The organism is Nitratireductor kimnyeongensis, from assembly GCF_019891395.1.
Taxonomy (GTDB): Bacteria; Pseudomonadota; Alphaproteobacteria; order Rhizobiales; family Rhizobiaceae; genus Nitratireductor; species Nitratireductor kimnyeongensis.
In genome coordinates this window covers 2,209,445-2,231,139 of record NZ_CP078143.1, presented here as the reverse complement: position 1 = coordinate 2,231,139, position 21,695 = coordinate 2,209,445, and the positions used below count along the sequence as shown (strand labels likewise).

General features: G+C 59.2%; 16 protein-coding genes. 7 read left to right on the top strand and 9 right to left on the bottom strand.

Going from position 1 to position 21,695, the window contains the following annotated elements; genetic code table 11:
• Nucleotides 1-14: 14 nt before the first annotated feature.
• Nucleotides 15-3,737: a peptidoglycan-binding protein gene (locus KW403_RS10625; RefSeq protein ID WP_223019466.1), complete on the bottom strand. Its 3,723-nt coding sequence runs from the start codon at nt 3,735-3,737 to the stop codon at nt 15-17.
• A gap of 437 nt (nt 3,738-4,174) precedes the next feature.
• Here KW403_RS10625 and KW403_RS10620 point away from each other — a divergent pair, with 437 nt between their 5' ends.
• The 6 genes from KW403_RS10620 (at nt 4,175) to KW403_RS10595 (ending at nt 11,622) form a co-directional block, all read left to right on the top strand.
• Nucleotides 4,175-4,642, top strand: coding sequence for a MerR family transcriptional regulator (locus tag KW403_RS10620; RefSeq protein ID WP_223019465.1), 468 nt, complete (start codon nt 4,175-4,177; stop codon nt 4,640-4,642).
• A 223-nt stretch (nt 4,643-4,865) separates the two neighbouring features.
• Entirely contained in the window at nt 4,866-6,662 is a 1,797-nt protein-coding gene (locus tag KW403_RS10615) for an acyl-CoA dehydrogenase C-terminal domain-containing protein (RefSeq protein ID WP_223019464.1), read from the top strand.
• A gap of 144 nt (nt 6,663-6,806) precedes the next feature.
• Nucleotides 6,807-8,015: an acetyl-CoA C-acetyltransferase gene (locus tag KW403_RS10610; protein ID WP_223019463.1), complete on the top strand. Its 1,209-nt coding sequence runs from the start codon at nt 6,807-6,809 to the stop codon at nt 8,013-8,015.
• Nucleotides 8,016-8,037: 22 nt separating this feature from the next.
• On the top strand, nt 8,038-10,257 hold the full coding sequence (locus KW403_RS10605; RefSeq protein WP_223019462.1) for a 3-hydroxyacyl-CoA dehydrogenase NAD-binding domain-containing protein: 2,220 nt from the start codon (nt 8,038-8,040) through the stop codon (nt 10,255-10,257).
• A 139-nt stretch (nt 10,258-10,396) separates the two neighbouring features.
• Nucleotides 10,397-10,942 (top strand): thioesterase family protein, encoded by a 546-nt coding sequence (locus tag KW403_RS10600; protein ID WP_223019461.1) that lies wholly within the window; start codon nt 10,397-10,399, stop codon nt 10,940-10,942.
• Nucleotides 10,943-11,004: 62 nt separating this feature from the next.
• The gene (locus KW403_RS10595; RefSeq protein WP_223019460.1) at nt 11,005-11,622 is read left to right on the top strand and encodes a 2-hydroxychromene-2-carboxylate isomerase; all 618 of its coding nucleotides are present in this window, start codon (nt 11,005-11,007) and stop codon (nt 11,620-11,622) included.
• Nucleotides 11,623-11,625: 3 nt separating this feature from the next.
• On the opposite strand, the gene KW403_RS10590 is transcribed toward KW403_RS10595, so the two are convergent.
• Both KW403_RS10590 and cueR read right to left on the bottom strand, forming a co-directional pair.
• Entirely contained in the window at nt 11,626-12,126 is a 501-nt protein-coding gene (locus KW403_RS10590; protein WP_223019459.1) for an MmcB family DNA repair protein, read from the bottom strand.
• A gap of 38 nt (nt 12,127-12,164) precedes the next feature.
• On the bottom strand, nt 12,165-12,554 hold the full coding sequence (cueR, locus tag KW403_RS10585) for a Cu(I)-responsive transcriptional regulator (RefSeq protein WP_223019458.1): 390 nt from the start codon (nt 12,552-12,554) through the stop codon (nt 12,165-12,167).
• Between the two features lie 190 nt (nt 12,555-12,744).
• On the opposite strand from cueR, the gene KW403_RS10580 reads away from it, so the two are divergent.
• Nucleotides 12,745-13,368, top strand: coding sequence for a L,D-transpeptidase (locus tag KW403_RS10580; protein WP_223019457.1), 624 nt, complete (start codon nt 12,745-12,747; stop codon nt 13,366-13,368).
• A gap of 97 nt (nt 13,369-13,465) precedes the next feature.
• On the opposite strand, the gene KW403_RS10575 is transcribed toward KW403_RS10580, so the two are convergent.
• The 6 genes from KW403_RS10575 to KW403_RS10550 all read right to left on the bottom strand — a co-directional run bounded on the left by KW403_RS10575 (nt 13,466) and on the right by KW403_RS10550 (nt 21,638).
• Nucleotides 13,466-14,041, bottom strand: a complete 576-nt coding sequence (locus KW403_RS10575) for a NifU family protein (protein ID WP_223019456.1) — start codon at nt 14,039-14,041, stop codon at nt 13,466-13,468.
• Nucleotides 14,042-14,133: 92 nt separating this feature from the next.
• Nucleotides 14,134-14,625, bottom strand: coding sequence for a universal stress protein (locus KW403_RS10570; protein WP_007008142.1), 492 nt, complete (start codon nt 14,623-14,625; stop codon nt 14,134-14,136).
• Between the two features lie 91 nt (nt 14,626-14,716).
• Nucleotides 14,717-15,784 (bottom strand): tryptophan--tRNA ligase, encoded by a 1,068-nt coding sequence (gene trpS, locus KW403_RS10565; protein WP_223019455.1) that lies wholly within the window; start codon nt 15,782-15,784, stop codon nt 14,717-14,719.
• A 72-nt stretch (nt 15,785-15,856) separates the two neighbouring features.
• A complete protein-coding gene (locus tag KW403_RS10560; RefSeq protein ID WP_223019454.1) occupies nt 15,857-17,050 on the bottom strand; it encodes an acyltransferase family protein in 1,194 nt (397 codons plus the stop codon).
• A 54-nt stretch (nt 17,051-17,104) separates the two neighbouring features.
• Nucleotides 17,105-18,679, bottom strand: coding sequence for a murein biosynthesis integral membrane protein MurJ (gene murJ / locus KW403_RS10555; RefSeq protein ID WP_223019453.1), 1,575 nt, complete (start codon nt 18,677-18,679; stop codon nt 17,105-17,107).
• A 160-nt stretch (nt 18,680-18,839) separates the two neighbouring features.
• Nucleotides 18,840-21,638, bottom strand: a complete 2,799-nt coding sequence (locus tag KW403_RS10550) for a [protein-PII] uridylyltransferase (RefSeq protein ID WP_223019452.1) — start codon at nt 21,636-21,638, stop codon at nt 18,840-18,842.
• Nucleotides 21,639-21,695: the final 57 nt, after the last annotated feature.

The following is a 21,695-nucleotide window of genomic DNA, read 5'->3' as shown; positions in this document are numbered from 1 at the left end:
CTGTTTATCAAACGCTAGCCGTTTTGCTGAGCGGTCGCGGCAGCCTTGTTCTTCTCTAGAAGGGTGCGTACCAGGGCTTCATCCACCTCTCCGGTCGGTGTCATCCCATTGGCCTTCTGAAAGGCACTGATCGCCGTTTTGGTTTTCGCGCCCATGATTCCGTCCGGTTTTCCGGCGTCGAACCCCTGCTGATTCAAGATAAGTTGGATGTTGGTGACCGCTTTCTTCATGTCCACACTGGCGGTCAGCTCTCGGCTCTCACGCCAGGATTCCGGAATATCCACCATGTTCACAGCCGGATCGATTGATTTGGCCTTCCACAGAGCCGTCTTGTTTTTTGCCTGTTCCAGCTTGTCTGGCGAAAGGGCCGCGGCTATTTCGTCGCGCTTGCTGGCGGCGTCCGAGTCTCCTCCATTGGCGACAATGGCGAACCATTTGTATGCTTCTGTCAGATCCTGCGGGACGCCCATGCCCTTGGCGGCGAGAATCCCCAGGTTGAACTGGCTGTCCTTGACGCCATGTTCCGCCGCTTCCAGAAACCAGCGGGCCGCAGAGTCGTTGTCAGCCGGTCCATCAGCTCCCATGGCATAGAGAACACCGAGGTTGTGCATCGCGCCGGCATTGCCCTGCTGTGCTGCGAGTTGGAACCACATTTTCGCTTTCGCCGCATCGCGGTCGACACCGGTGCCTTTTTGATACAGATCGCCGAGCCTGTACTGAGCCGGAGCAAAGCCGGCTTCAGCGGCCTTTGTGTACCATTCTACAGCCTTTGACACGTCGGCGGTCGTTCCGCGTCCTTCCGCATAACGACTGCCGATCTCGAAATATGCCTTCGGATCCCCCTCGGCTGCCGCTTCCCGGAGTGGCACGGGACCGGCATCGACGGGAATATCGCCAAGCGAAACCGGAAGAACAGCTTCCGAAATGGGCATCTTGGGGGTGCTTTCCACTTCCGCTGCCGAAAGAGGTTCTTCGAATTTGCCCGCAACAGGTTCGTCCGTCTCCGGCATGGAGGCCAGCGTGTTCACGGTCTCGTCGGAGGTTTCATTGAGCGCCACTTCTTCCAGAGGCTGTTCGTCGAGTATGCGAACGGGCCGATCGGCGGCTTTGGCCATCACAGGTGCCGTTTCAGGCGACAGGCTGTCGCTTGCGACCGGCGTCGGAATGGAGGTTGAACTCGACAGATAAGCCTTGCTCACCTGATAGCCGCCAGCGACCACGATACCGGCTCCCAGCATCACCATGAGAGGCTTCTTGCTGCGCTTCAGAAGGCGGCCGAAACCAAAGCCTCCGCGCTCCTCTGTCGCCTCGCCCCTGCGCTTTTTGAGGATCTCCGCCTCAGCAGCGGCAGCTTGAGCGGCCCTGCGAGCCGCTGCAATGAAGTCCGATTTCGCCGCGTCGTCAGTCTCAACGCGCGCAGGCGCTTTCTTTTCGTCGCGCACACGGCGCAGGATGGCATTGAGATCCGGGGCACCGGAACCTGGTTCGAGGGGCTGATTGATGCGCTCGGCATCAAGCTCCACCGCGTCGAGACTTGCATCGACATCGAGCTCGGTCTCCCCACCGAATTCATCCTCCACGTCGGCTTGCTGCTTTTCGCCACGTGCGCTCCATGCACGAGACAAGCCACCGAGAAGCGAAGTACGGCCTGGCCTCGCCTGCTCCTTCTCTCCGTCCTCGTCCAAAGCGGCGCGCGCGGCGGCAGCGGCTGCTTCAGCGGGTGAGCGATTGGGAGCGGGCTCATAGTCCACATCGCCAGCGATAGTTTCGTCTTGGTCGGGCAGAATCGAGGGGGCAGCCGATACTGCGATCTTGGCAGCGGCACCACGCTCATCGTTCTGCACCGCGCCCCCTGAAGTGCCGATCCGATCGACGATTTTTAGAAGCGTGTCATGGATGGCTTCGAAGGTTTTGGTGTTGCGTTCATCCGATTTGCGGGTGAGTTGCTCAAGGGCCCGCAGTTCCGCCCGTAGCTCGCGATCAAACGCCTCCGCCTGCGGGGCGTTTCCGAGAGCGCCGATCGCCTGTTCCGCAGCGTGGCGCGCTGCCTCCACAACGGCGGTGCGGTTCTCGTGAATAGAACGCTCGATGTTCTCCAAACGCGGACCCAGGTCCTCAAACTCCGGCAGGTCGGCGCTCGGGCGCGACAGGTGCTCGGAAAGGCTGCGCACCTGCGCTTCGAGATCCCGGATCACTTCTGGATCGACGGAGGACGCGTTTGTTGAGGATGCTTGCAAGCGTCCGGAGATGTCATCGAGCCGGGCTTCCAGTGCGCGCAGCGCGTCACCACCTCCCCGTCCCTCGCCTGCACCTGTATCGAGACGTGCAACCAGTTCGTTGAACCGTGCATCGATCGTCGCCATGATACCCGCCTCGTCGTGAACGGGATGGCTGCGCTCATCGATTCGGGCGGAAATCTCCTGAAGACGGCGTTCCAACTCATCGACCAGCGTTCTGCTCTGCTCGATCACATCGCCCTGTCGCTGCTCAATCACCTGGGAAAGATGGGCGAAACGATCCTCGATGCCGCGCAGCATATGTTCAGCAATCTGTGGCTGCGGCGCGTTGTCCAGCTTCTCTGCGATGCCAGCGATCTGACCGGCGAGCCGTTCCACCGTCTGTTCCGGCAGGTCGATACGGCGGGCGATATCGTCAACCCGTTGCGACAAGGAATAGAGCTGTTCGCTGAGCTGCCCGACAGCCTCTCCACCCCCGCGCTCGGCAAGCAATTCCGACACCTGGTTCGCAAGAGATGAAATACGGGCTTCAATCCGCTCAAACGGTTGCGGATCAAATCCTGCAACCTGTGCCTTGGGTGCTGAAGCCGCGATTGCCCTGCTGATCTCATCCAGACGTTCGTCAAGCGCGGCATAGATTTCAGGGTTGCTTTGCTGCTTCCCTTCCAGCAGTTGGTCGAGCGCACCGGCCAGTGTGCGCACCCGATCCTCGAGCGACTGGATCGAAAGCGACTCGGGAAGGCTGTTGACCGCGTGGGCGATCTCTTCAATGCGCTGGTGCAGCATTTCGATCGCCGGGTCACTTCGGCGAATGTCATTTGAAACACGGTCCTCGAACGCGCTCCAACGGTCATCAAGCGCATCCCAGCGCTGATCGACCGCACGCAATGTTTCTTCGCGCGCGAGGTTGGAGATGGACGATTTGAGCTCTTCCATTTCCAAACGCAGCATCTTGACGTTCTTGTCGTCACTGCGTTCGGCAAGCTGAGCAATGGCGTTGGACAAGCGCTCAAACTCGACCACAAGCTCTCTGCTCAACGCGGCATTGGGTACGGAAGCCATGATACCCGCCAGTTCGCGGCGCAAAACCGAAAACTCGTCGTTAAGGCCAGACCGCATCGCATCATGCAGATCCGCCCGCAGCGTCTTCAGCTCATTGGCAATGCTGCCGATCGAGGCGATTTCTCGTTCGTGTCTATGGCTGCGCGCCAGCTCATGCGCGGCACGCTCAAACGAGGCCTGCACCGGTGCTTTGCGTTTGTGGAGCGTCGTCCGCTCCATGGGATTTGCATAGGTCTGGGATACGGCTTCGGAGAGCTGCTGGATTCGGCGCGCAACTTCATTTTCGTCCGTTTTCCGGTCGAAATGTCCCGTTGCATGCCCGAGACGATGCTCCATTTCCTCCAACGTGCGGCTTATCTCGTCAAGAGACGCGTTCGCCCCTGGCCGCCTCCGACGACCGGCATTTATGTTCTCCAGATAGGAACGCTTGTTGTTCATCGGAACGCCCGCCTCTCCACCGGTTGCCGGTTGGCCATCGATAGTCCTTGCCACGCGGGGCCCTTGAGCTTTGGAACGCCGGTAAGGCAGAAGACAAACGCTGCAAGACACCCACGATCAGGCTGCCATGCCCGAGAAAACAAAAGCGAACGGGCACGGTCTGCTGACGACCCCACAATTCGCCGATCATGGTAAACACGAAGTTAATATTTCTTACCGCGGATTAATCATATGTGCGGAAATTGACCGGAAAGGTTGTTAGCAAGCCGTCCATAATTTGGCTTCAGGCCCTTGTAATGCCTTATTCTGCAACGCATAAGCCCGCCTTCAAATCGTGTCCGCTTGGTGCTGCTTTCGCCATCAGCGAAACTTGACCAATGGGCATGACATCATTCCGGACCCCCGCCGGAGTGCTCATTCGATACGGAACAGTGATCATGACGAACATTGCAAAGGCTGTTGCGTACACAGCCGAGGGAAATGATTCTCCCAACCAGTCCGAAGGCTACACCCGCATTGGCGAGATGGCGCGTGAATTTGGCGTCACACTCCGCGCATTGCGGTTTTATGAAGACAAAGGTCTCCTTACACCGGAGCGGATCGGCACATCACGCCTTTATTCGCAAACCGACAAACTCCGCCTCCAGCAGATATTGCTTGGCCGAAAGATCGGCTTTTCTTTAAGCGACATCAAAGAAGTTCTTGATCTGGATGATCCCCATAGAGATCGCAGCGCTGGAAATGTCGAGCAGTTGAAGCTCGTGCTGAGAAAATCCGAACGACAGATGGTGCGGCTTGAAAGGCAGCAGCGCTCGATCGAGGACGCGATTTCCGAACTCAAGAAGCTGATCGCGGACGTCACCTCACGACTGGACGGCGGTACAGCTTTCAACTCTGCCGGGTGAGGCCACCGCTGCTTTCCGCCAGCGGGCATGAAGCGTTTCACATTCGGGCGGCGCTGCTCATCCACAAGCGCCAATCAGACTGCGCCGATACAATTCTGCGCGGGGGTTGAATCGCGTCACGGGTCTTTTTTGACGTTTACGCAAACGTCAAAAATTGCTAAAGCGCCTGAGACACTGCGCGAAATCTCCTTTCGCGTGCAATTCCGAGAGCTGGAGGAGTCTCATGCCGACCTATCGGGCGCCCGTGCGCGACACGCTGTTCGTGCTCAACGATGTTCTTGGCTATGGCAATTACGACAATTTGCCAGGCTTCGCCGATGCCTCACCGGACATAGTGGATGCGATATTGAGCGAGGGTGCGAAGCTTGCAGAAAACGTCATGCAGCCGCTCAACCGAGTTGGCGACATGGAAGGCTGCACCCACAGTGAGGATGGTTCTGTCACCACGCCAAAGGGTTTTGGTGATGCCTACCGCCAATATTGCGAAGGCGGCTGGCTGGGCCTTTCCGTGCCTGCGGAGTATGGCGGCCAGGGCCTTCCCTACACGGTGCACTCGGCTGTCAGCGAGTATCTTATCTCCGCCAACATGGCTTTGATGATGTATCCGGGCCTCACGCAGGGCGCCATAGCTGCGATCCTCACTCACGGCACGGATGACCAGAAACAGAAATGGTTGCCCAAAATGGTGGAAGGAACATGGACCGGGACCATGAACCTGACCGAACCCCATTGCGGCACCGATCTCGGTCTTTTGAATTCGAAAGCCGTTCCCAATGGCGACGGCACCTACAGGATTTCCGGCCAGAAGATTTTCATTTCCGCTGGAGAACACGATCTCTCGGAAAACATCATTCATCTGGTTTTGGCACGCATCGAAGGCGCGCCGGTTGGTGTGAAGGGGATCTCGCTCTTCATCGTGCCCAAGGTCATGGTAGACGAAGCCGGCGCGCCTGGTGCGCACAATGCCGTTTCCTGCGGAGCCATCGAGGAAAAGATGGGCATTCACGGCAACGCCACCTGCGTCATGAACTATGACGAAGCGACCGGCTATCTGCTGGGTGAGGAGAATGGCGGCCTCAAGGCCATGTTCACCATGATGAACGAGGCGCGCCTCGGTGTCGGCTTGCAAGGGCATGCCATTGGCGAGGCCGCCTATCAAGGTGCGGTCGAGTATGCCCGCGATCGCCTTCAGGGCCGCTCGCTCACAGGGCCGAAAGCGCCGGAAAAGAAGGCAGACCCGATCATCGTCCATCCCGATGTTCGCCGCAATCTGATGACCATGCGCGCTTTCAACGAGGCCGGTCGTGCGCTGATCCTCTGGACAGCGCTGCAATCCGACATTGCGCATCTGTCCGAAGACGCGAAGGATCGCGAAGCCGCTTCCGATCTGTTGGCGCTGATGACGCCGGTCGTCAAGGGTGTCCTCACCGACAAGGGCTTCGATCACGCTGTGATGGCGCAGCAGATGTTCGGCGGACATGGCTATATTGAAGAGCATGGCATGAGCCAGTTCGTGCGCGATGCACGCATCGCCATGATCTATGAGGGCGCGAACGGCATTCAGGCGCTCGACCTGGTGGGACGCAAGCTGCCGGCCAATGGTGGTCGCGCCGTTCAGGCCTTCTTCAAGGAAGTCGGCGATTTCTGTCAGGCGCATCGCGAAGACGAGGCGATGGCGCCCTTTACAAAGGCACTGAAGAAGGGGTTGAACGACCTGCAGGCAGCATCGCTCTGGCTCATGCAGAACGCCGTTCAGAAGCCGGACAATGCCGGTGCCGCCTCCTATGACTACATGCATCTGATGGGCCTTGTGGCGCTTGGCTACATGTGGGGGCGCATGGTCAAGCAAGCCCAAGAGCAGATTGCCGCCAGCGCCAATGGCGATGCTTCCTTCCTTGAGGCAAAGATTGCCACCGGCCGCTACTTCATGGAGCGCGTCATGCCCGAAACGGCGGCGCATCTCGCTCGCATCTCGACGGGTGCGGATACCATGATGGCGCTGCCCGAGGAGGCGTTTTGACTGGCAAGAGGGCAAATGTCGTTCTAGCCTGCGATCCGCGAAAGACAGTCCACAAACGCGAAAACCGACAGGCTCTGATGGTCGCCAGACCCCTCTGAACCAATTGCACGACCCCGCGTTGGGTCAAGAAATAGGGAGACCGATATGGCTGACGCTTATGTATATGACGCCGTGCGCACGCCGCGCGGGCGCGGCAAGAAGGACGGATCGCTGCACGAGGTGCCTGCCGTGCGCCTTGGCGCGAAGGTTCTCGAAGCCGTTCGTGATCGCAATGGACTCGACACGGCAAAGGTGGACGACATTATTTTCGGCTGCGTCGACCCGGTCGGTGAAGCCGGCTCCGTGATCCCACGCTCGGCCGCCTTCGAAGCGCGCTACGCAAATGCGGCTCCGGGCATGCAGATCTCGCGCTTCTGCGCCTCCGGCCTCGATGCGATCAATCTGGGCGCGGCCAAGATTGCCGGCGGCTCCGACGAGATCGTCATTGCCGGTGGCGTAGAAAGCATGTCGCGCGTCGGCATGGGCATGTCCGGCGGCGCATGGTTCATGGACCCCTCGGTCGGCATTCCATCCTATTTCATGCCACAGGGCGTTTCCGCCGACCTGATCGCCACGAAATACGGGTTCTCGCGTGACGATGTGGATGCCTATGCGGTTGAAAGCCAGAAGCGCGCCAAGAATGCCTGGGACAAGGGCTATTTCAAAAAGTCCGTGATTCCGGTGGAAGACCAGAACGGCCTGACCCTTCTGGATCATGACGAGCACATGCGCCCCGGCACCGATATGCAGGCGCTTGGCCAGTTGAACCCTTCCTTCGTCATGCCCGGCGAGATGGGCGGCTTCGACGCCGTCGCCGTGCAGCGTTATCCGGAGCTTGAGAGCATCAACCACGTGCACCATGCCGGCAACTCGTCGGGCATCGTCGATGGAGCTGCCGCGGTGCTGCTCGGTTCGCGCAAGGCCGGCAAATCCATGGGGCTTGCGCCGCGCGCCAGGATCCGCGCCTTCACCAATATCGGCTCCGAGCCTGCCATCATGCTGACCGGGCCGGTTGACGTGACGGAGAAGCTTCTCAAGAAAGCCAAGATGAACCTTTCGGACATCGACCTATTCGAGTTGAACGAAGCTTTCGCTTCCGTGGTGCTGCGCTACATGCAGGCCTTCGAGATCGACCATGACCGGATCAATGTGAATGGCGGCGCGATCGCCATGGGTCATCCGCTGGGTGCGACCGGCGCGATGATCTTCGGCACGGTTCTCGATGAACTGGAGCGCCGCGACCTGAACACGGCGCTCGTGACGCTGTGCATCGGCGCAGGCATGGGCACCGCAACCATCATCGAACGCGTTTGAGCTGTCGGGGAGAGATCAGACCATGACCGACTACAAGAACTTCACCGTAGACGTGGACGCCGACGGCGTAGCACTCCTCACCTGGGACATGCCGGACCGCTCCATGAACGTTTTCACCGAAGAGGTGATGAACGAGCTGGATGCGATCATCGACCGGGTTGCCGGCGATGACGCGATCAAGGGTGCTGTCATCACTTCCGGCAAGGAGACCTTTTCCGGCGGCGCGGACCTGACCATGCTGCAGAAAATGCTCGGCCAGTTCGAGAAGGAAAAGGCGAAAGACCACAAGAAGGCAATCAAGCTTCTGTTCGAAAATGCTGGCCGCATGGGCTGGCTCTGGCGCAAGCTTGAAACCTCCGGCAAGCCGTGGGTCTCAGCCATCAACGGCACATGCATGGGCGGTGCTTTCGAGCTGTCGCTCGCCTGCCATGGCCGTGTCGCGGCCGACAGCACGGCGGTGAAGATGGCGCTTCCCGAAGTGAAGGTGGGCATTTTCCCCGGCGCGGGCGGCACCCAGCGTGTGCCGCGTCTTGCCAAGCCGCAGGAAGCCCTTCAAATGCTCACCACTGGCCAGACGCTGACGCCGCAGAAGGCGAAGGCCATGGGGCTGATCCACGAGATCGCAGCACCCAAGAAGCTGGTCGAGACCGCAAAGAAGATGATCCTGGACGGATTGAGCCCGGTTCAGCCATGGGATGAGAAGGGCTTCAAACTGCCCGGCGGGCCCGTCTACTCCGCAGCAGGCGCGAACCTCTGGCCGCCGGCAATCGCCATTCTGCGCCGTGAGACCTACAACAATTACCCGGCAGCAGCCGCGATCCTGAAATGCGTCTACGAGGGCATGCTGGTGCCCTTCGACACGGCGCTCACCATCGAGCAGCGCTATTTCACCGAGATCATGCAGACGACCGAAGCGAAGATGATGATCCGCTCGTTCTTCGTCTCGCTGCAGGAGCTCAACAAGGGCGCGCGCCGCCCGAACGACGTGCCCGCGAAGAAGTTCAAGAAGATCGGCGTGCTCGGTGCCGGCTTCATGGGCGCGGGCATCGCCTTCGTGACGGCCAAGGCCGGCATTCCGGTCGTTCTGATCGACCGCGACACGGCATCCGCCGAGAAGGGCAAGGCGCATTCGGCCGATCTGATGGACAAGGCCATCAAGAAGGGCCGCGCCACCGCCGAGGACAAGGAAAAGCTCCTATCCCTCATCACGCCGAGCGAGGATTATGCCGAGCTTGAAGGTTGCGATCTGGTGATCGAAGCGGTCTTCGAGGATTCGGAAATCAAGAAGACGGCGACGGAGAAGGCCGAGGCCGTTCTGAAACCGTCTGCCGTCTTTGCCTCCAACACCTCGACCATTCCGATCTCCGGCCTGGCGAAAAACTCCAAACGCCCGAAGAACTTCATCGGCATCCACTTCTTCTCGCCTGTCGACAAGATGATGCTGGTGGAGATCATCATGGGCAAGAAGACCGGCGACAAGGCGCTCGCCATGGCGATGGACTATGTGCGCGCCATCAAGAAGACGCCTATCGTGGTCAACGACACGCGCGGCTTTTACGTCAATCGCTGCGTCCTGCGCTACATGCAGGAAGCCTTCTCCATGATCATCGAGGGCGTTCCAGCTCCGATGGTGGAGAATGCGGCAAAGATGGCCGGCATGCCGGTCGGCCCGCTCGCCCTCACCGATGAGACGGCTGTCGACCTTGCCCAGAAGATCATGAAGCAGACCGTGCGCGATCTTGGCCCCAAGGCCGTCGACCCACGCCACATGGCGCTGATCGACACGCTGGTCGACAAGCATGGCCGCCTTGGCCGCAAGAACGGCAAGGGTTTTTACGACTATCCGGCAAAGCCTGCCAAGAAGCATCTTTGGGCCGGCTTGAAGGACCTCTATCCGCAGAAGAACCCGGACAAGCTCGACGTGGAGGAATTGCAGGAACGATTTCTTGCGACCATCGCGCTGGAGGCAGCCCGCATCATGGAAGAAGGTATCGTCGTCGATCCGCGCGAGGCGGATGTAGGCTCCATCCTCGCCTTCGGCTTCGCGCCCTACACGGGTGGTGCGCTGTCCTACATCGACGGGATGGGCGCAGATGCCTTCGTCGCCATGACTAAGCGCCTGCAGAAGAAGTATGGCAAGCAGTTCAAAGCACCGAAGCTGCTTCTGGAAATGGCCGAAAGCGGCGAGACGTTCTACCAGCGCTTCGCGCCGGAACAGGTGGCGGACAAGAAAGCCGCCTGAAGTCACAAGCACCGTCCCAGTCGCTCTCCGCATCCGGGACGGTGAACAGGGCAACACCTCAAAATGCGGTTTCCCTGAAGCTCCCGAAACGCTAGGAGGAGCGCCAACCGCAACAGCAAACTTCTCGGGATAGAAAATCATGTATGTCTGGATGCGTCTTCTTCGCGTGGCCGCGACACGCAAGAGCCGGGGCGTCTATCGGCTGGGCGATGAGAGCAAACTCTCTTTCCGCTGTCTGCCCACCGACATCGACATGAACATCCACCTCAACAATGCCCGCTACATGATGCTGGCGGATATGGGGCGCATCGATATCTTCCTCCGCAGCGGGCTGATCGGCGCCGCCCGCAAGCGCGGTTGGGCGCCTCTTCTTGGCGGGTTGCAGACTGCCTATGTGCGCGAAGTGCGCCTTTGGCAACGGTTCGATGTGGTCTCGACCATCGAGACCTGGGATGGCACGCAGATCATTGGGCAGCACCGGTTTGTGCTTGGCGATGGGCGCGTTGCGGCCATGATCCTCACCACGGGTGGTGTCTATGATTACAATGGCAGACGCTTTGTCTCCGTCGAGGAGGTTATGGGCGCTCTTGGTGTGGACGCAGCTCCGCGCACACCAAACGATGAAGAGCGCGCATTCATGGCGTCTCACCAAGGCATGCGCGCTCGCGCAAAAGTGTTGTCCTGACGTCTATCCCTGCGCCCTTGGGATCGATAGTTTCTGCGACATTGTTTGAACCGGAGACATCCATGACAACCGCCGTTGATTATTATTTCACATCCGCATCGCCCTTCACCTATCTGGGGCATCAGCCGCTGCGTGCGGTGCTCTCGAAGCATGGTACGGATGTGCGGGTGAAACCGATCAACCTCATGGGCATTTGGGAGGTTTCCGGAGCAGTTCCACCGGCTAAACGGCCGCCAGTGCGGCAGCGGCTGCGTCTGGTAGAACTGCAGCGCATCGCCGATTTCCGTGGCATGCCCATCAATAAGACGCCGAAGCACTGGCCAGTCGACCCGGCTCTTGCGGACCATGTGATCGCAGCACTCGTCGCTGAGGGGCATGACCCGATGAGCTATATGGAGCGTGTTTTCGCCGCCGTGTGGGCGAACGAGGAAAACATCGCCGATCCCGACACGCTGGCGAAGTATCTTGAACTGGAAAAATTCGACTCCGCATCCATTCTGGAAAAGGCACAGAGCGAAGAGATTTCGGCAATTCGCGCACAGAACACGAAAGATGCCGTGGAAGCCGATGCTGTCGGTGTTCCGGCTTACGTGCTCAATGGAGAGGCATTCTTCGGCCAGGACCGCGTGGAATATCTCGACCACGCGCTTGCCACCGGCCGTGCCCCCATCAAGCCCTGAGGCTCAGCCCATCTCGTCATCGGCGAGCGGCACCTCTATCCCGGCAAGCTCCGCTGCCGTGACACGTGCCGCCCCCGCGCGCGCAAAGCGCAGCATCATGGCCTTTCGGGTTGCCGCTGCGAGCCGGTGCTCATCCGGTTCGCGCAGGATCTCTGCTCCGTAGCCATCGGAAAGGATGAAACCGCACTCGTCGGGGAAAATCTCCGCGGGGACGTCCGGATGGGTTGCAAAAAAGAAACGGTCGGAGTGCTGTCGATACTCCGGCCATTTTCGATCCACGCGGAAATCCTCGACCGAAGACTTGATTTCAATAATCCAGATGTCGCCCTTTTTTGTCAGCGCGACGAGATCGGCCCGACGACCAGTAGCAAGGGTCACTTCCGGCAGGACCACAGCACCCATGGTCATGAGCAATCGCTGCACACCGCGGCGGATAACCATGGCCCGATCTGACTGACGTCCATCGGCCAACGGATTAAGGGGAATCGGAGAGATGATCGGCATCTGGAGATTATGCCATTCCCTTCGACCCGATTGAAGCCTTAGCGCGCTCCCGCGATATCATTCAGGATCGGACAATCGGGGCGCTCATCACCGCGACATGCGAGGATCAGCTTGTTAAGGGTCGCGCGCATGGACTGCAGTTCGGCGATCTTCTCGTCGATTGCTGTCACATGGGACACCGCTATATCGCGCACGTCCTGACTTGCCCGTTCCCTGTCGCGATAAAGCGCCATGAGCTGCCGGCACTCGTCGATCGAGAAACCGAGGCCTCGTGCGCGCTTTAGGAATGTCAGGAAATGCAAATCCTCATCGCTATAGGTTCGATAGCGATTGCCTGCACGCTGCGGCGTTATCAAACCGATTTCCTCGTAATATCGGATTGTCTTGGCGGGTAATCCCGAACGGCCCGCGGCCTGTCCAACATTCATGACGCAGCTCCAACGCTTTCATCAAAACTAGGTATTGTGTTGCCCGTTTGCAATAATGGGAGTCAATAAGCGGCTTACGCAACGTCAATTCTGTCGAAGGCTTGGCAATTCATTAACCAAGAATTTAACAATGGTGCTCAAATTGCGATACGCTTCAGGCACAATTAAGACATCCGGGTTGGGGGAACATATGAGATTCAAGGCCATCGCCGTTGCTGCGGCACTAGGATTCGCAACGGCACTCGCAGGTTGTACGACGGGCGGACCTTTGAAGGTGTTCACCTCCGACTACGGCACGGTGAAAGATGCCGGCTATCAGCTGCCACGCATCCCAATCAACGAAGTTCCCCGTCAGTATCACCGTCAGATCGTTTCCTATGAAACCAAAGAAAAGCCAGGCACCATCATTGTCGACACCAATGCCAAGTTTCTTTATCTGGTGATGGATGACGGCAAGGCGATGCGCTACGGCATCGGTGTTGGTCGTGACGGTTTTGAGTGGGCTGGCACAGCGCGCATCGCGATGAAGCGCGAATGGCCAACATGGACGCCGCCCTCTGCAATGATCGGTCGCCAGCCGGAACTGGCGAAATGGCGCCAGGGCATGCCGCCCGGCCTGTCCAATCCGCTGGGCGCTCGCGCGCTCTATCTCTTCAACCGTGGCGGCGACACGGGCTATCGCCTGCACGGTACGCCCGAATGGCGCTCGATTGGCAAAGCAATGTCCTCCGGTTGCATCCGATTGATGAACCAGGACATCATCGACCTTTACAACCGTACCGAAGTTGGTGCTAAAGTAATCGTTAAGCGGTAGAAACCGTCTCAGCGACCAGGGTCACTCGATCCGACCCTGAAAAAAACCGGGCCTTGGAGCCCGGTTTTTTCTTATCAGAATTTGTCTCTTGATGCGTTCAGATCACCTGCTCGACTTCCCGGACTTCGGGAACGAAATGATGCAGCAGGTTCTGGATGCCGTGTTTCAAAGTGGCTGTGGAGGACGGGCAGCCGGCGCAGGCGCCCTTCATGTGCAGAAAGACCGTGCCCTTCTCATAGCCACGAAACGTGATGTCACCGCCATCCTGGGCAACCGCAGGCCGCACGCGCGTGTCGAGCAGTTCCTTGATGGTGGAAACGATCTCCTCATCCGCCTCATCATAAAACTCTCCGTCTTCCGAAACCGGAAGCCCGCCGAGCCCGGCCTTGGCCATAACGGGCTGGCCCGACATGAAGTGTTCCATGATGGTGCCAAGAATCGCTGGCTTCAGATGCTGCCAGTCCGGACCATCTTCCTTGGTTACGGTGATGAAATCGTAGCCGAAGAACACGCCGGTGACACCGGAAACCGAGAACAACCGTTCGGCCAGAGGCGACGTTTCCGCAGCCGAATCGGCCTCGCGGAAGTCGGCTGTGCCTTCTTCCAGAACAACCCGGCCAGGCAGAAATTTCAGCGTCGCGGGATTGGGGGTCGCTTCAGTCTGAATGAACATGATGGATTTCCGATCTGGCGTCTCTTGGAATAATTCTAAAATAGGAGGAATCGTTCGACGGTTCAAGCGCACATATGGGGAGCAAAAGGCGCTTATGCCAGGCTTTCGATTTCCTCGTCGCTCAGATTCTGCGGCACCACGGTGACGGGGATGGGAAATGCGGCCGTCTTCCCGGCGATGGACGAGACCAGCGGTCCCGGCCCTTCCTTGGAACTGCCCGCCGCCAAAACGAGAATGGCAATGTCCTGATCTTCTTCGATGAGCTTGTGTATCTCGTCGGCGGATTTGCCTTCACGCACGACAAGTTCCGGCTCGATACCGATGGTCTCGCGCACTTTCGTCGCGTGGGTGTCGAGCGCTGCATTGGCTGTAGCCGTCGCTTCCTCACGCATAATCTGCTCAACCCCCAGCCAATGCTGAAAGTCGCCGGGTTCTATCACAAAGAGAAGCACCAGAACGCCGTTTGTCGACTGGGCGCGTCGAGCCGCATAGGCAACAGCGCGCTCGCATTCGGGCGTGTCGTCAATGATGGCAAGGAATTTGCGGCGGTGCCCCGCCTCGCGGATCAGTCGCTTGGAGACCATTCACAAGTCCTGTTTAGCGGCGAGTGACCCGCCAGTTCCGCGCAATTTGCCATTGCAGAAGGCTTTCGGCAAGACGGGGCGCTGAAAGGGCTCACCCGTCTATGAGCCCGATGATCTCGCGGACCATTTTCATGGTTGCTTCCGCCTTCTCGCGTGCCCGGCCCGCACCATCGCGCAGAACGCCGTCGATATAGGCCGGATCAGCGATGATCCGGCGCATCTCGTCTGCGATCGGAGACAGCTTCTCGACCGCAAGCTCCGCCAGCGCCGGCTTGAACTCCGAGAACTGGCGTCCACCGAACTCTGCAAGCACATCCGCCTTCGTGACGCCGGAAAGCGCGGCATAGATGCCAACGAGGTTCTGCGCCTCGGGCCGCTCGGCCAACCCGCCCACTTCCGAGGGCAATGGCTCGGGGTCGGTCTTCGCCTTCTTGATCTTTTTAGCGATGGCGTCGGCGTCGTCCGTCAGATTGATGCGAGACAGGTCGGACGGGTCCGATTTCGACATCTTCTTTGAACCGTCACGCAGGCTCATCACTCGGGTAATCGCGCCTTCGATCAGCGGTTCGGTGAGCGGGAAAAAGCCGTTCACCTTTTCCTCGCCCACGTCCATCTCGACCCCGTAGCCCAGTTCGGCGATGCGGCCAGAAAAGTCGTTGTTGAACTTCTGCGCAATGTCGCGTGTCAGCTCAAGATGCTGCTTCTGATCGTCGCCGACCGGCACATGCGTGGCGCGATAGACCAGAATGTCGGCGGCCATCAGGCTCGGATAGGCAAGCAGGCCGAGCGATGCATTCTCACGGTCCTTGCCGGCCTTGTCCTTGAACTGCGTCATGCGGTTCATCCAGCCGATGCGCGCGACGCAGTTGAAAATCCATGCGAGCTCGGCGTGTTGCAGCACCTGGCTCTGGTTGAAGACGATGTTCTTCTTCGGGTCGATCCCGCTCGCCAGAAAGGCAGCGGTGATCGAACGGGTCTGATCGGCCAGATCGTCATGCGCCATCGTCGCGGTCAGCGAATGCAGATCGACGACGCAGTAGATGCACTCATGGCTCTCCTGCAGCGCGACGAATTTCTGCAGCGCGCCCAGATAGTTGCCGAGATGAAGATTGCCCGTCGGCTGAACGCCGGAGAAAACGAGCTCCCTGAATTCGCTCATGGATCTTTCCTGAATGCCCTGTGGAGCGCGAAGGCCGCGCGCCAAGGCTTATGAACGACGCGAAACCGGCAATCAAGCCCCACGCGCCGATTGCGTTTCCACGCCAGCCGCCGGAAGCGGCTTTCCCCGCGGCGGAAGGCCCAGCAGAAGGCCGGCACGACCAGGCAGCCATTCGATCACGATCGCAAACAAGAAGGAGCCTGTGAACGTCGCCATCAATACCAACGCATATTCCGTCCAGACACCAAGGCCAAGGGGCAGTACGTAATAAAGGGCCGCCACCACCACGGTTTGGTGGACAATATAAAGTGGAAACACCTTGCGGTTGAGCCAAGAGGTAACGGCACTCGGTGCGTCCAGATGCTTCGCGGTAAACCCGCATAGCGCCAGGATCATTGCCCATGCGAGCGCCATCAAAAGCGCCTTGAAAAGAGGGGTCATGGTTTCATAGTCGCCGATGAAGTACCCGCCGGATCCTGTCCATGAAAAGAGGTAGAGCGCTAGCGTCAGCGTCGCCGCAAGCCACGCGCTCCGCCATCGCAACGCGACCACAGATCCGATCAATGCCTGATGGTATCGGGCAAACAGGAAGCCAAGCCCGAACCAGCTCGCCCACACAGAAAACCACGCTCCGTCATTGTAGAGCGCATTTGTCTGGCGCGGGAAAATGGGCGACAGCGCGAGATTGAGCACAAGCGGGAGGAGAAAAAGCAAATAGACATAAGGTGAGGCGGCAATCCGCTGAAACCAGTCGGTCACAGGCTTTATGAAGGGATGGTCGATCAAGCGGAAGACCGGATAGCAGACAAAGGTCATCACCAGCAGATAGGCAACAAACCACATATGTGCCCAGGTGAAATTCCCGTCCGGATACTTGCCTTCGGTGAAATAGCGCGTGAGCCAGAAAGTCAAAAACGACCCTTGATATCCATCCTCATACATGCGCTCGTACCAGACCTGCGGCACAATAATGACGCACATGGCGAAGATCAGCGGCGGGAAAAGCCGCACGAAGCGGCCTTTGAGGAAGCTGAGATCATGACACCGCCGATAGACGAACCACGTCCCCATACCCGACACGAAGAACAGCAGGGCGAGCCGCCACGCGCGCGGGAATTTCATGATGAGCGACAGCGTAGCACTGCCTTCGGGCGCCTCGATGAGCCATTTCATGTCCGGGAAGAACGCGACCGAGGCGTGATAGGCGATCAGCAGCATGAACGCGGAGACACGCAGGAAATCGATGTAATAAAGACGTTGCTGCATGCCTCTCCCCCGAAATAGCGAAGGGCACGCTATCAGCAGCGCCTTCGCATTCGGTTAATGGAGGGCTTGTCTGCCGCGCCTGCGCCGAACCCGTGCCAGTTCCGCCCGTTCGATGCCGCCCGTCGCAAGCGCCACGCCGAAATATGCAATGGCCGCCAGAAGAACGATGGCAACCACCGTGAGAACCCGGATGATCAAAAGATCGTGCCGGACGAGTTCGGGCAGCGCAGCAAGCAGCGCCCACACAACTGCCCCCATGACCGCGCTCGCAAGCAGCATGAAGGCGATGCGCCGAAGGGTGAGCGACGACGGGCGAAAATCACCCCGCCGCCAGAGGGTGATGGCCAGTAGAAGCACGTTCACCCAAGCAGAAAGCGCTGTCGCGGCGGCGATAGCCACATGGCCATACACAGGGAAAAACAACAAGCTTGCCGCGATGTTCACCGCCACCGTGATCAGCGAGAACCACATGGGCGTTTTCATGTCTTCGCGAGCGAAAAACGCGGGCTGGAACACTTTGGTCAGCACATAGGCCGGAAGGCCACTCGCGAAGGCTGCGAGTGCAGCCGCCGTCATCGTCGTATCAAGCGCGGTGAACTGGCCGCGTTCATAGAGAATGGCGACGATTGGCCCGGGCATGACCATGAGTCCGACAGCGGCTGGCAATGTGAGCCCCAGCGCAAATTCCATCGAACGGTTCTGCAGATGCTGCGCATCGGCGTGATCGCCGGCCTTCAGCGCACGGGAAAGCTCCGGCAGGAGCACCACGCCCACGGCGATGCCGATGACGCCGAGCGGCAACTGGTTGATGCGGTCTGCAAAATTGAGAAGGCCAATGGCGTTGTCCTGCGTGGAGGCGATGATTTGCCCCACCAGAAGATTGATCTGCATGATGCCTCCCGTCAGCAAGGCCGGGGCCATCAGGACCAACAGACGTTTGACGCCCGGGGTCAGCCGGGGAAGGCACAGCCGCATGGAATAGCCAGCACTGCGCGCGCCCTGGATCAGGAAAAAGAGCTGCGCCAGACCGGAAGCAAACACACCCCAGGCAAGCCAGATGCCCGTCTGCTGCGGGTCGAATTCCCAAAACAGCGCAGCAAGCAGAACCCCGATGAGGATGACATTGAGAAGCGTCGGCACCAATGCTGCCAGAAAATAGTGGCGCATTGCATTGAGGATGCCGGAGAACATGGCGACCAGCGACATGCAAAACAGATACGGGAACATGATCCGCGTCATGATCACCGTCAGCTCGAACTTCTCCGGCGTATCGGAAAAGCCCGGCGCGATGATGGTGGAGACCAGGAATGGCATGGCGAGCATCGCCGCAACCGACAGCACCAAAAGCACCGTAATCAAAACCGCCAGCACATTCTCGCCAAAGCGCCGCGCCGCCTCGATCCCGCCGCCCTCCATCTCCTTGGCAAACAACGGTATGAAGGCGGTGTTGAACGCACCTTCAGCGAAGAGGCGGCGAAAGAGATTGGGAAAGCGGAACGCAGCATAGAAAGCATCGGTAACCGGTCCCACACCGATTGCGGCAGCGATCAGCCCCTCACGCGCAAAGCCGAGGATGCGGCTTGCCATTGTAGCGCTGCCGACACTGGCGAATTTTCCAATGAGACTCATGGGAGGGAAGACCTGAAAATGGGAGCGGGAAGCCACCCGCGACTGAGAATTTGAGCCTGCACGTCTGCTCTGGCATGGATCCCCGGGGCAAGCTCGAGGATCCATGCCGGAACGATGCTCCCGCTGCCACCCTGCAAAGCTTCCTCCCCCGCCGTTCCGCTCATTCGGCCGCCGCCCGGGATTTGCCCCTATTGGGTCGCTCCACGCCGCTTTCCAGCGTTCTCAAAAGCGCCTTGCGGATGGCGTCCAGCCGGTCGGTGCTGACGATTTTCTGGCCGGTGAGGTCCGTTACGTAAAAGGTGTCGATCACCTTCTCGCCGAAAGTGGTAATGTGTGCTGAAGCAATGTCCAGCGAAAGATCGGAGAGCGTTTCGGTCACCTCTGAAAGGAGCCCCGGGCGATCCAGTCCTTTTACCTCTATGACAGAGAAACGGTTCGACAGCGTGTTGCCGATCTCCACGCGCGGCTCAACGCGGAAGGCGCGGGTGCCGCGGCGCGGCTTGGCACGCTTGTCGATCATGTCGGGCAGATAGGATTTCCCCGAAAGCACATCCTCAATCAGCTTTCGCACCCGTTCCGCACGGCGACGTTCATCGGCATCGAAATCGAATTCGCGATTGATCAGGATCGTGTCGAGCGCGCGGCCATGAGTCGTGGTGAAAATCTGGGCATCGACAATGTTTGCTCCAGCTGCCGAACAGGCTCCGGCGATGATCGACAGGAGGCGCGGGTGATCAGGCGCGAACACGGTAATCTCCGTCACCGCCTCGAATGTGTGCGGCTTGACCATCGTGGCCAAGGGACGCTTCTCCCGGTCGGCCTCCCGGATGAAATCCGCATGGCGTAGCTGATCATCCAGATCAACGGCCAGCAGATACGCCGAATAGTGCAGATCGAGATAGTCCTCGATGTCTTTCTCGGGCCAGCCATTTTCCTTGAGAGCGCTTCCCAGCCGTTGGCGCGCCTCATCCGCACGCGTCGAACGCGGCGCTTCGGAAAAGCCGCCGGTCAAAAGCACTTCGGTCTCGTAATAAAGCGTGCGCAGGAGCTGGCCCTTCCATCCATTCCACACGCCTGGGCCCACCCCGCGAATGTCGCAAACGGTTAGCACAAGAAGCAATTTCAGCCGCTCCACGGATTGCACCATATCGGCGAAATCCTGAATGGTCTTGCGATCATTCAGATCGCGAGTCTGGGCGGCCATCGACATGTCGAGATGATGTTCGACCAGCCAGGCGATCATCTCTGTTTCCTTGGGATCGAAACCCATATGCGGGCAGAGCCTGCGGGCGATCCGCGCACCCGCCGTCTCGTGGTCTTCGGGCCGCCCCTTGGCGATGTCATGCAGAAGCACCGTGGTGTAGAGCACTTCGCGCCACGGCTTCAGCGACGGCATCAGCGAATGGGAGAGCGGATGCAGCTTCTCGCCGTCGCCATGCTCGATCTCTGAGAGGACGCCGATGCAGCGGATGAGATGCTCGTCGACCGTATAGTGATGGTACATGTTGAACTGCATCATCGCCACGATCTTGTTGAAGTCAGGGATGAGCTTGCCCAGAACGCCGGCCTCATTCATGCGGCGCATGTTGAGCGCCGGGTCGCGGTCGGAGGTCAGCACATCCATGAAGAGGCGGTTGGCCTCCTTGTCGCGGCGCAGATTGCGGTCGATCAGCTTGAGCGAACGGGTCAGGAGCTTCAGCGCCTCGGGGTGATATTCGAGGCCGTGCCGGTCTGCGAACCAGAAAAGCCGCAACAGGTTCACCGGATCACGCTCGAACACGCCCTCATCGGCCACGTTGATGCGGTGATTGTCGACGATGAAATCGCTGGTTCCGGCAAGTTTTCTGCGGCGGCGAGAGAAGTTCATGAAGAAGCGGTTGAAGCCGGGCACATGCTTGCCCTGTTCTTCCTCAAGCGCTGCACAGAAGATGCGGGTCAGGTCGCCCACGCCCTTGGCGGTGAGAAAGTAATGCTTCATGAAGCGCTCGACCGCCGAAAGGCCTGGATGACTCGTATAGCCAAGACGCTCTGCGATATCGCGCTGGATATCAAAATGCAGCCGCTCTTCCGCCTTTCCGGTGAGGAAATGCATGTGGCAACGCACCGCCCAGAGAAAATCTTCCGCCTTGCGAAACTGCAGATATTCCTTGCGGGTGAAGACGCCCTGCCCCACCAGGTCTTCCGCTCGGCGCACCCGGTAAAAATATTTCCCGATCCAGAACAGCGTGTGCAGGTCGCGCAAGCCGCCCTTGCCGTCCTTCACATTGGGCTCGACCAGATACCGGCTTTCGCCCGCCTTGGCATGGCGCAGGTCTCGCTCGGCAAGTTTGGCCTGGCTGTATTCCGCGCCCGTGTCCTTGACCACTTCCTCGTCGAAGCGCTCGACCATCTCTTCGAATAGCGGTTTTTCGCCACAGATAAAGCGCGCTTCCAAAACTGCCGTGCGGATTGTCATGTCGGTGCGCGCCTGGCGGATGCATTCGTCGATGTTGCGCGTGGCATGGCCGACCTTCAGCCCCATGTCCCACAGCATGTAGAGCACGTATTCCACGATCTGCTCGCCCCATGGCGTCTGCTTGTAGGGGAGCAGGAACAGCAGATCGATATCGGAGCCGGGCGCCAGCGTGCCGCGCCCATAGCCACCGACCGCGACAATTGCCAACCGTTCTGCCGATGACGGATTCTGTGTTGGATAGACATGCGTCGCCGCGAAATACTGCACCTCGCTGATGATCACATCCATGAGATGCGAAAGACGCGCCGCACAGGCCGTACCGCCGCCATCGTTCATCAGCATGGTTTCGGCAGTCTTGCGCCCCTCAGCGATATGCGCCTTCAGCGCCCTCATCACGCTTGCGCGCGCGTCTGAACCGCTCGATTTCTCGGCAAAGCCTGAGAGCTCGGCGCGCAATGCCGCAGCGTCGATAATCTGGTCGAGCTTGAGTGGAACCTTGGCCATGAGTTTCCCGAATTGGCGGCGCTATATAGCGTGTTTTCGCGCGCCGTAAAATGGCTG

Excerpts from the sequence above, each read along its gene's own strand:
- KW403_RS10625 (WP_223019466.1), bottom strand. The coding sequence starts at position 3,737 with ATGAACAACAAGCGTTCCTATCTGGAGAACATAAATGCCGGTCGTCGG.
- KW403_RS10580 (WP_223019457.1), top strand. The coding sequence starts at position 12,745 with ATGAGATTCAAGGCCATCGCCGTTGCTGCGGCACTAGGATTCGCAACG.
- cueR (WP_223019458.1), bottom strand. The coding sequence starts at position 12,554 with ATGAATGTTGGACAGGCCGCGGGCCGTTCGGGATTACCCGCCAAGACA.
- KW403_RS10610 (WP_223019463.1), top strand. The coding sequence starts at position 6,807 with ATGGCTGACGCTTATGTATATGACGCCGTGCGCACGCCGCGCGGGCGC.
- KW403_RS10605 (WP_223019462.1), top strand. The coding sequence starts at position 8,038 with ATGACCGACTACAAGAACTTCACCGTAGACGTGGACGCCGACGGCGTA.
- trpS (WP_223019455.1), bottom strand. The coding sequence starts at position 15,784 with ATGAGCGAATTCAGGGAGCTCGTTTTCTCCGGCGTTCAGCCGACGGGC.
- KW403_RS10575 (WP_223019456.1), bottom strand. The coding sequence starts at position 14,041 with ATGTTCATTCAGACTGAAGCGACCCCCAATCCCGCGACGCTGAAATTT.
- KW403_RS10560 (WP_223019454.1), bottom strand. The coding sequence starts at position 17,050 with ATGCAGCAACGTCTTTATTACATCGATTTCCTGCGTGTCTCCGCGTTC.
- KW403_RS10550 (WP_223019452.1), bottom strand. The coding sequence starts at position 21,638 with ATGGCCAAGGTTCCACTCAAGCTCGACCAGATTATCGACGCTGCGGCA.
- KW403_RS10620 (WP_223019465.1), top strand. The coding sequence starts at position 4,175 with ATGACGAACATTGCAAAGGCTGTTGCGTACACAGCCGAGGGAAATGAT.
- murJ (WP_223019453.1), bottom strand. The coding sequence starts at position 18,679 with ATGAGTCTCATTGGAAAATTCGCCAGTGTCGGCAGCGCTACAATGGCA.
- KW403_RS10615 (WP_223019464.1), top strand. The coding sequence starts at position 4,866 with ATGCCGACCTATCGGGCGCCCGTGCGCGACACGCTGTTCGTGCTCAAC.
- KW403_RS10570 (WP_007008142.1), bottom strand. The coding sequence starts at position 14,625 with ATGGTCTCCAAGCGACTGATCCGCGAGGCGGGGCACCGCCGCAAATTC.
- KW403_RS10595 (WP_223019460.1), top strand. The coding sequence starts at position 11,005 with ATGACAACCGCCGTTGATTATTATTTCACATCCGCATCGCCCTTCACC.
- KW403_RS10590 (WP_223019459.1), bottom strand. The coding sequence starts at position 12,126 with ATGCCGATCATCTCTCCGATTCCCCTTAATCCGTTGGCCGATGGACGT.
- KW403_RS10600 (WP_223019461.1), top strand. The coding sequence starts at position 10,397 with ATGTATGTCTGGATGCGTCTTCTTCGCGTGGCCGCGACACGCAAGAGC.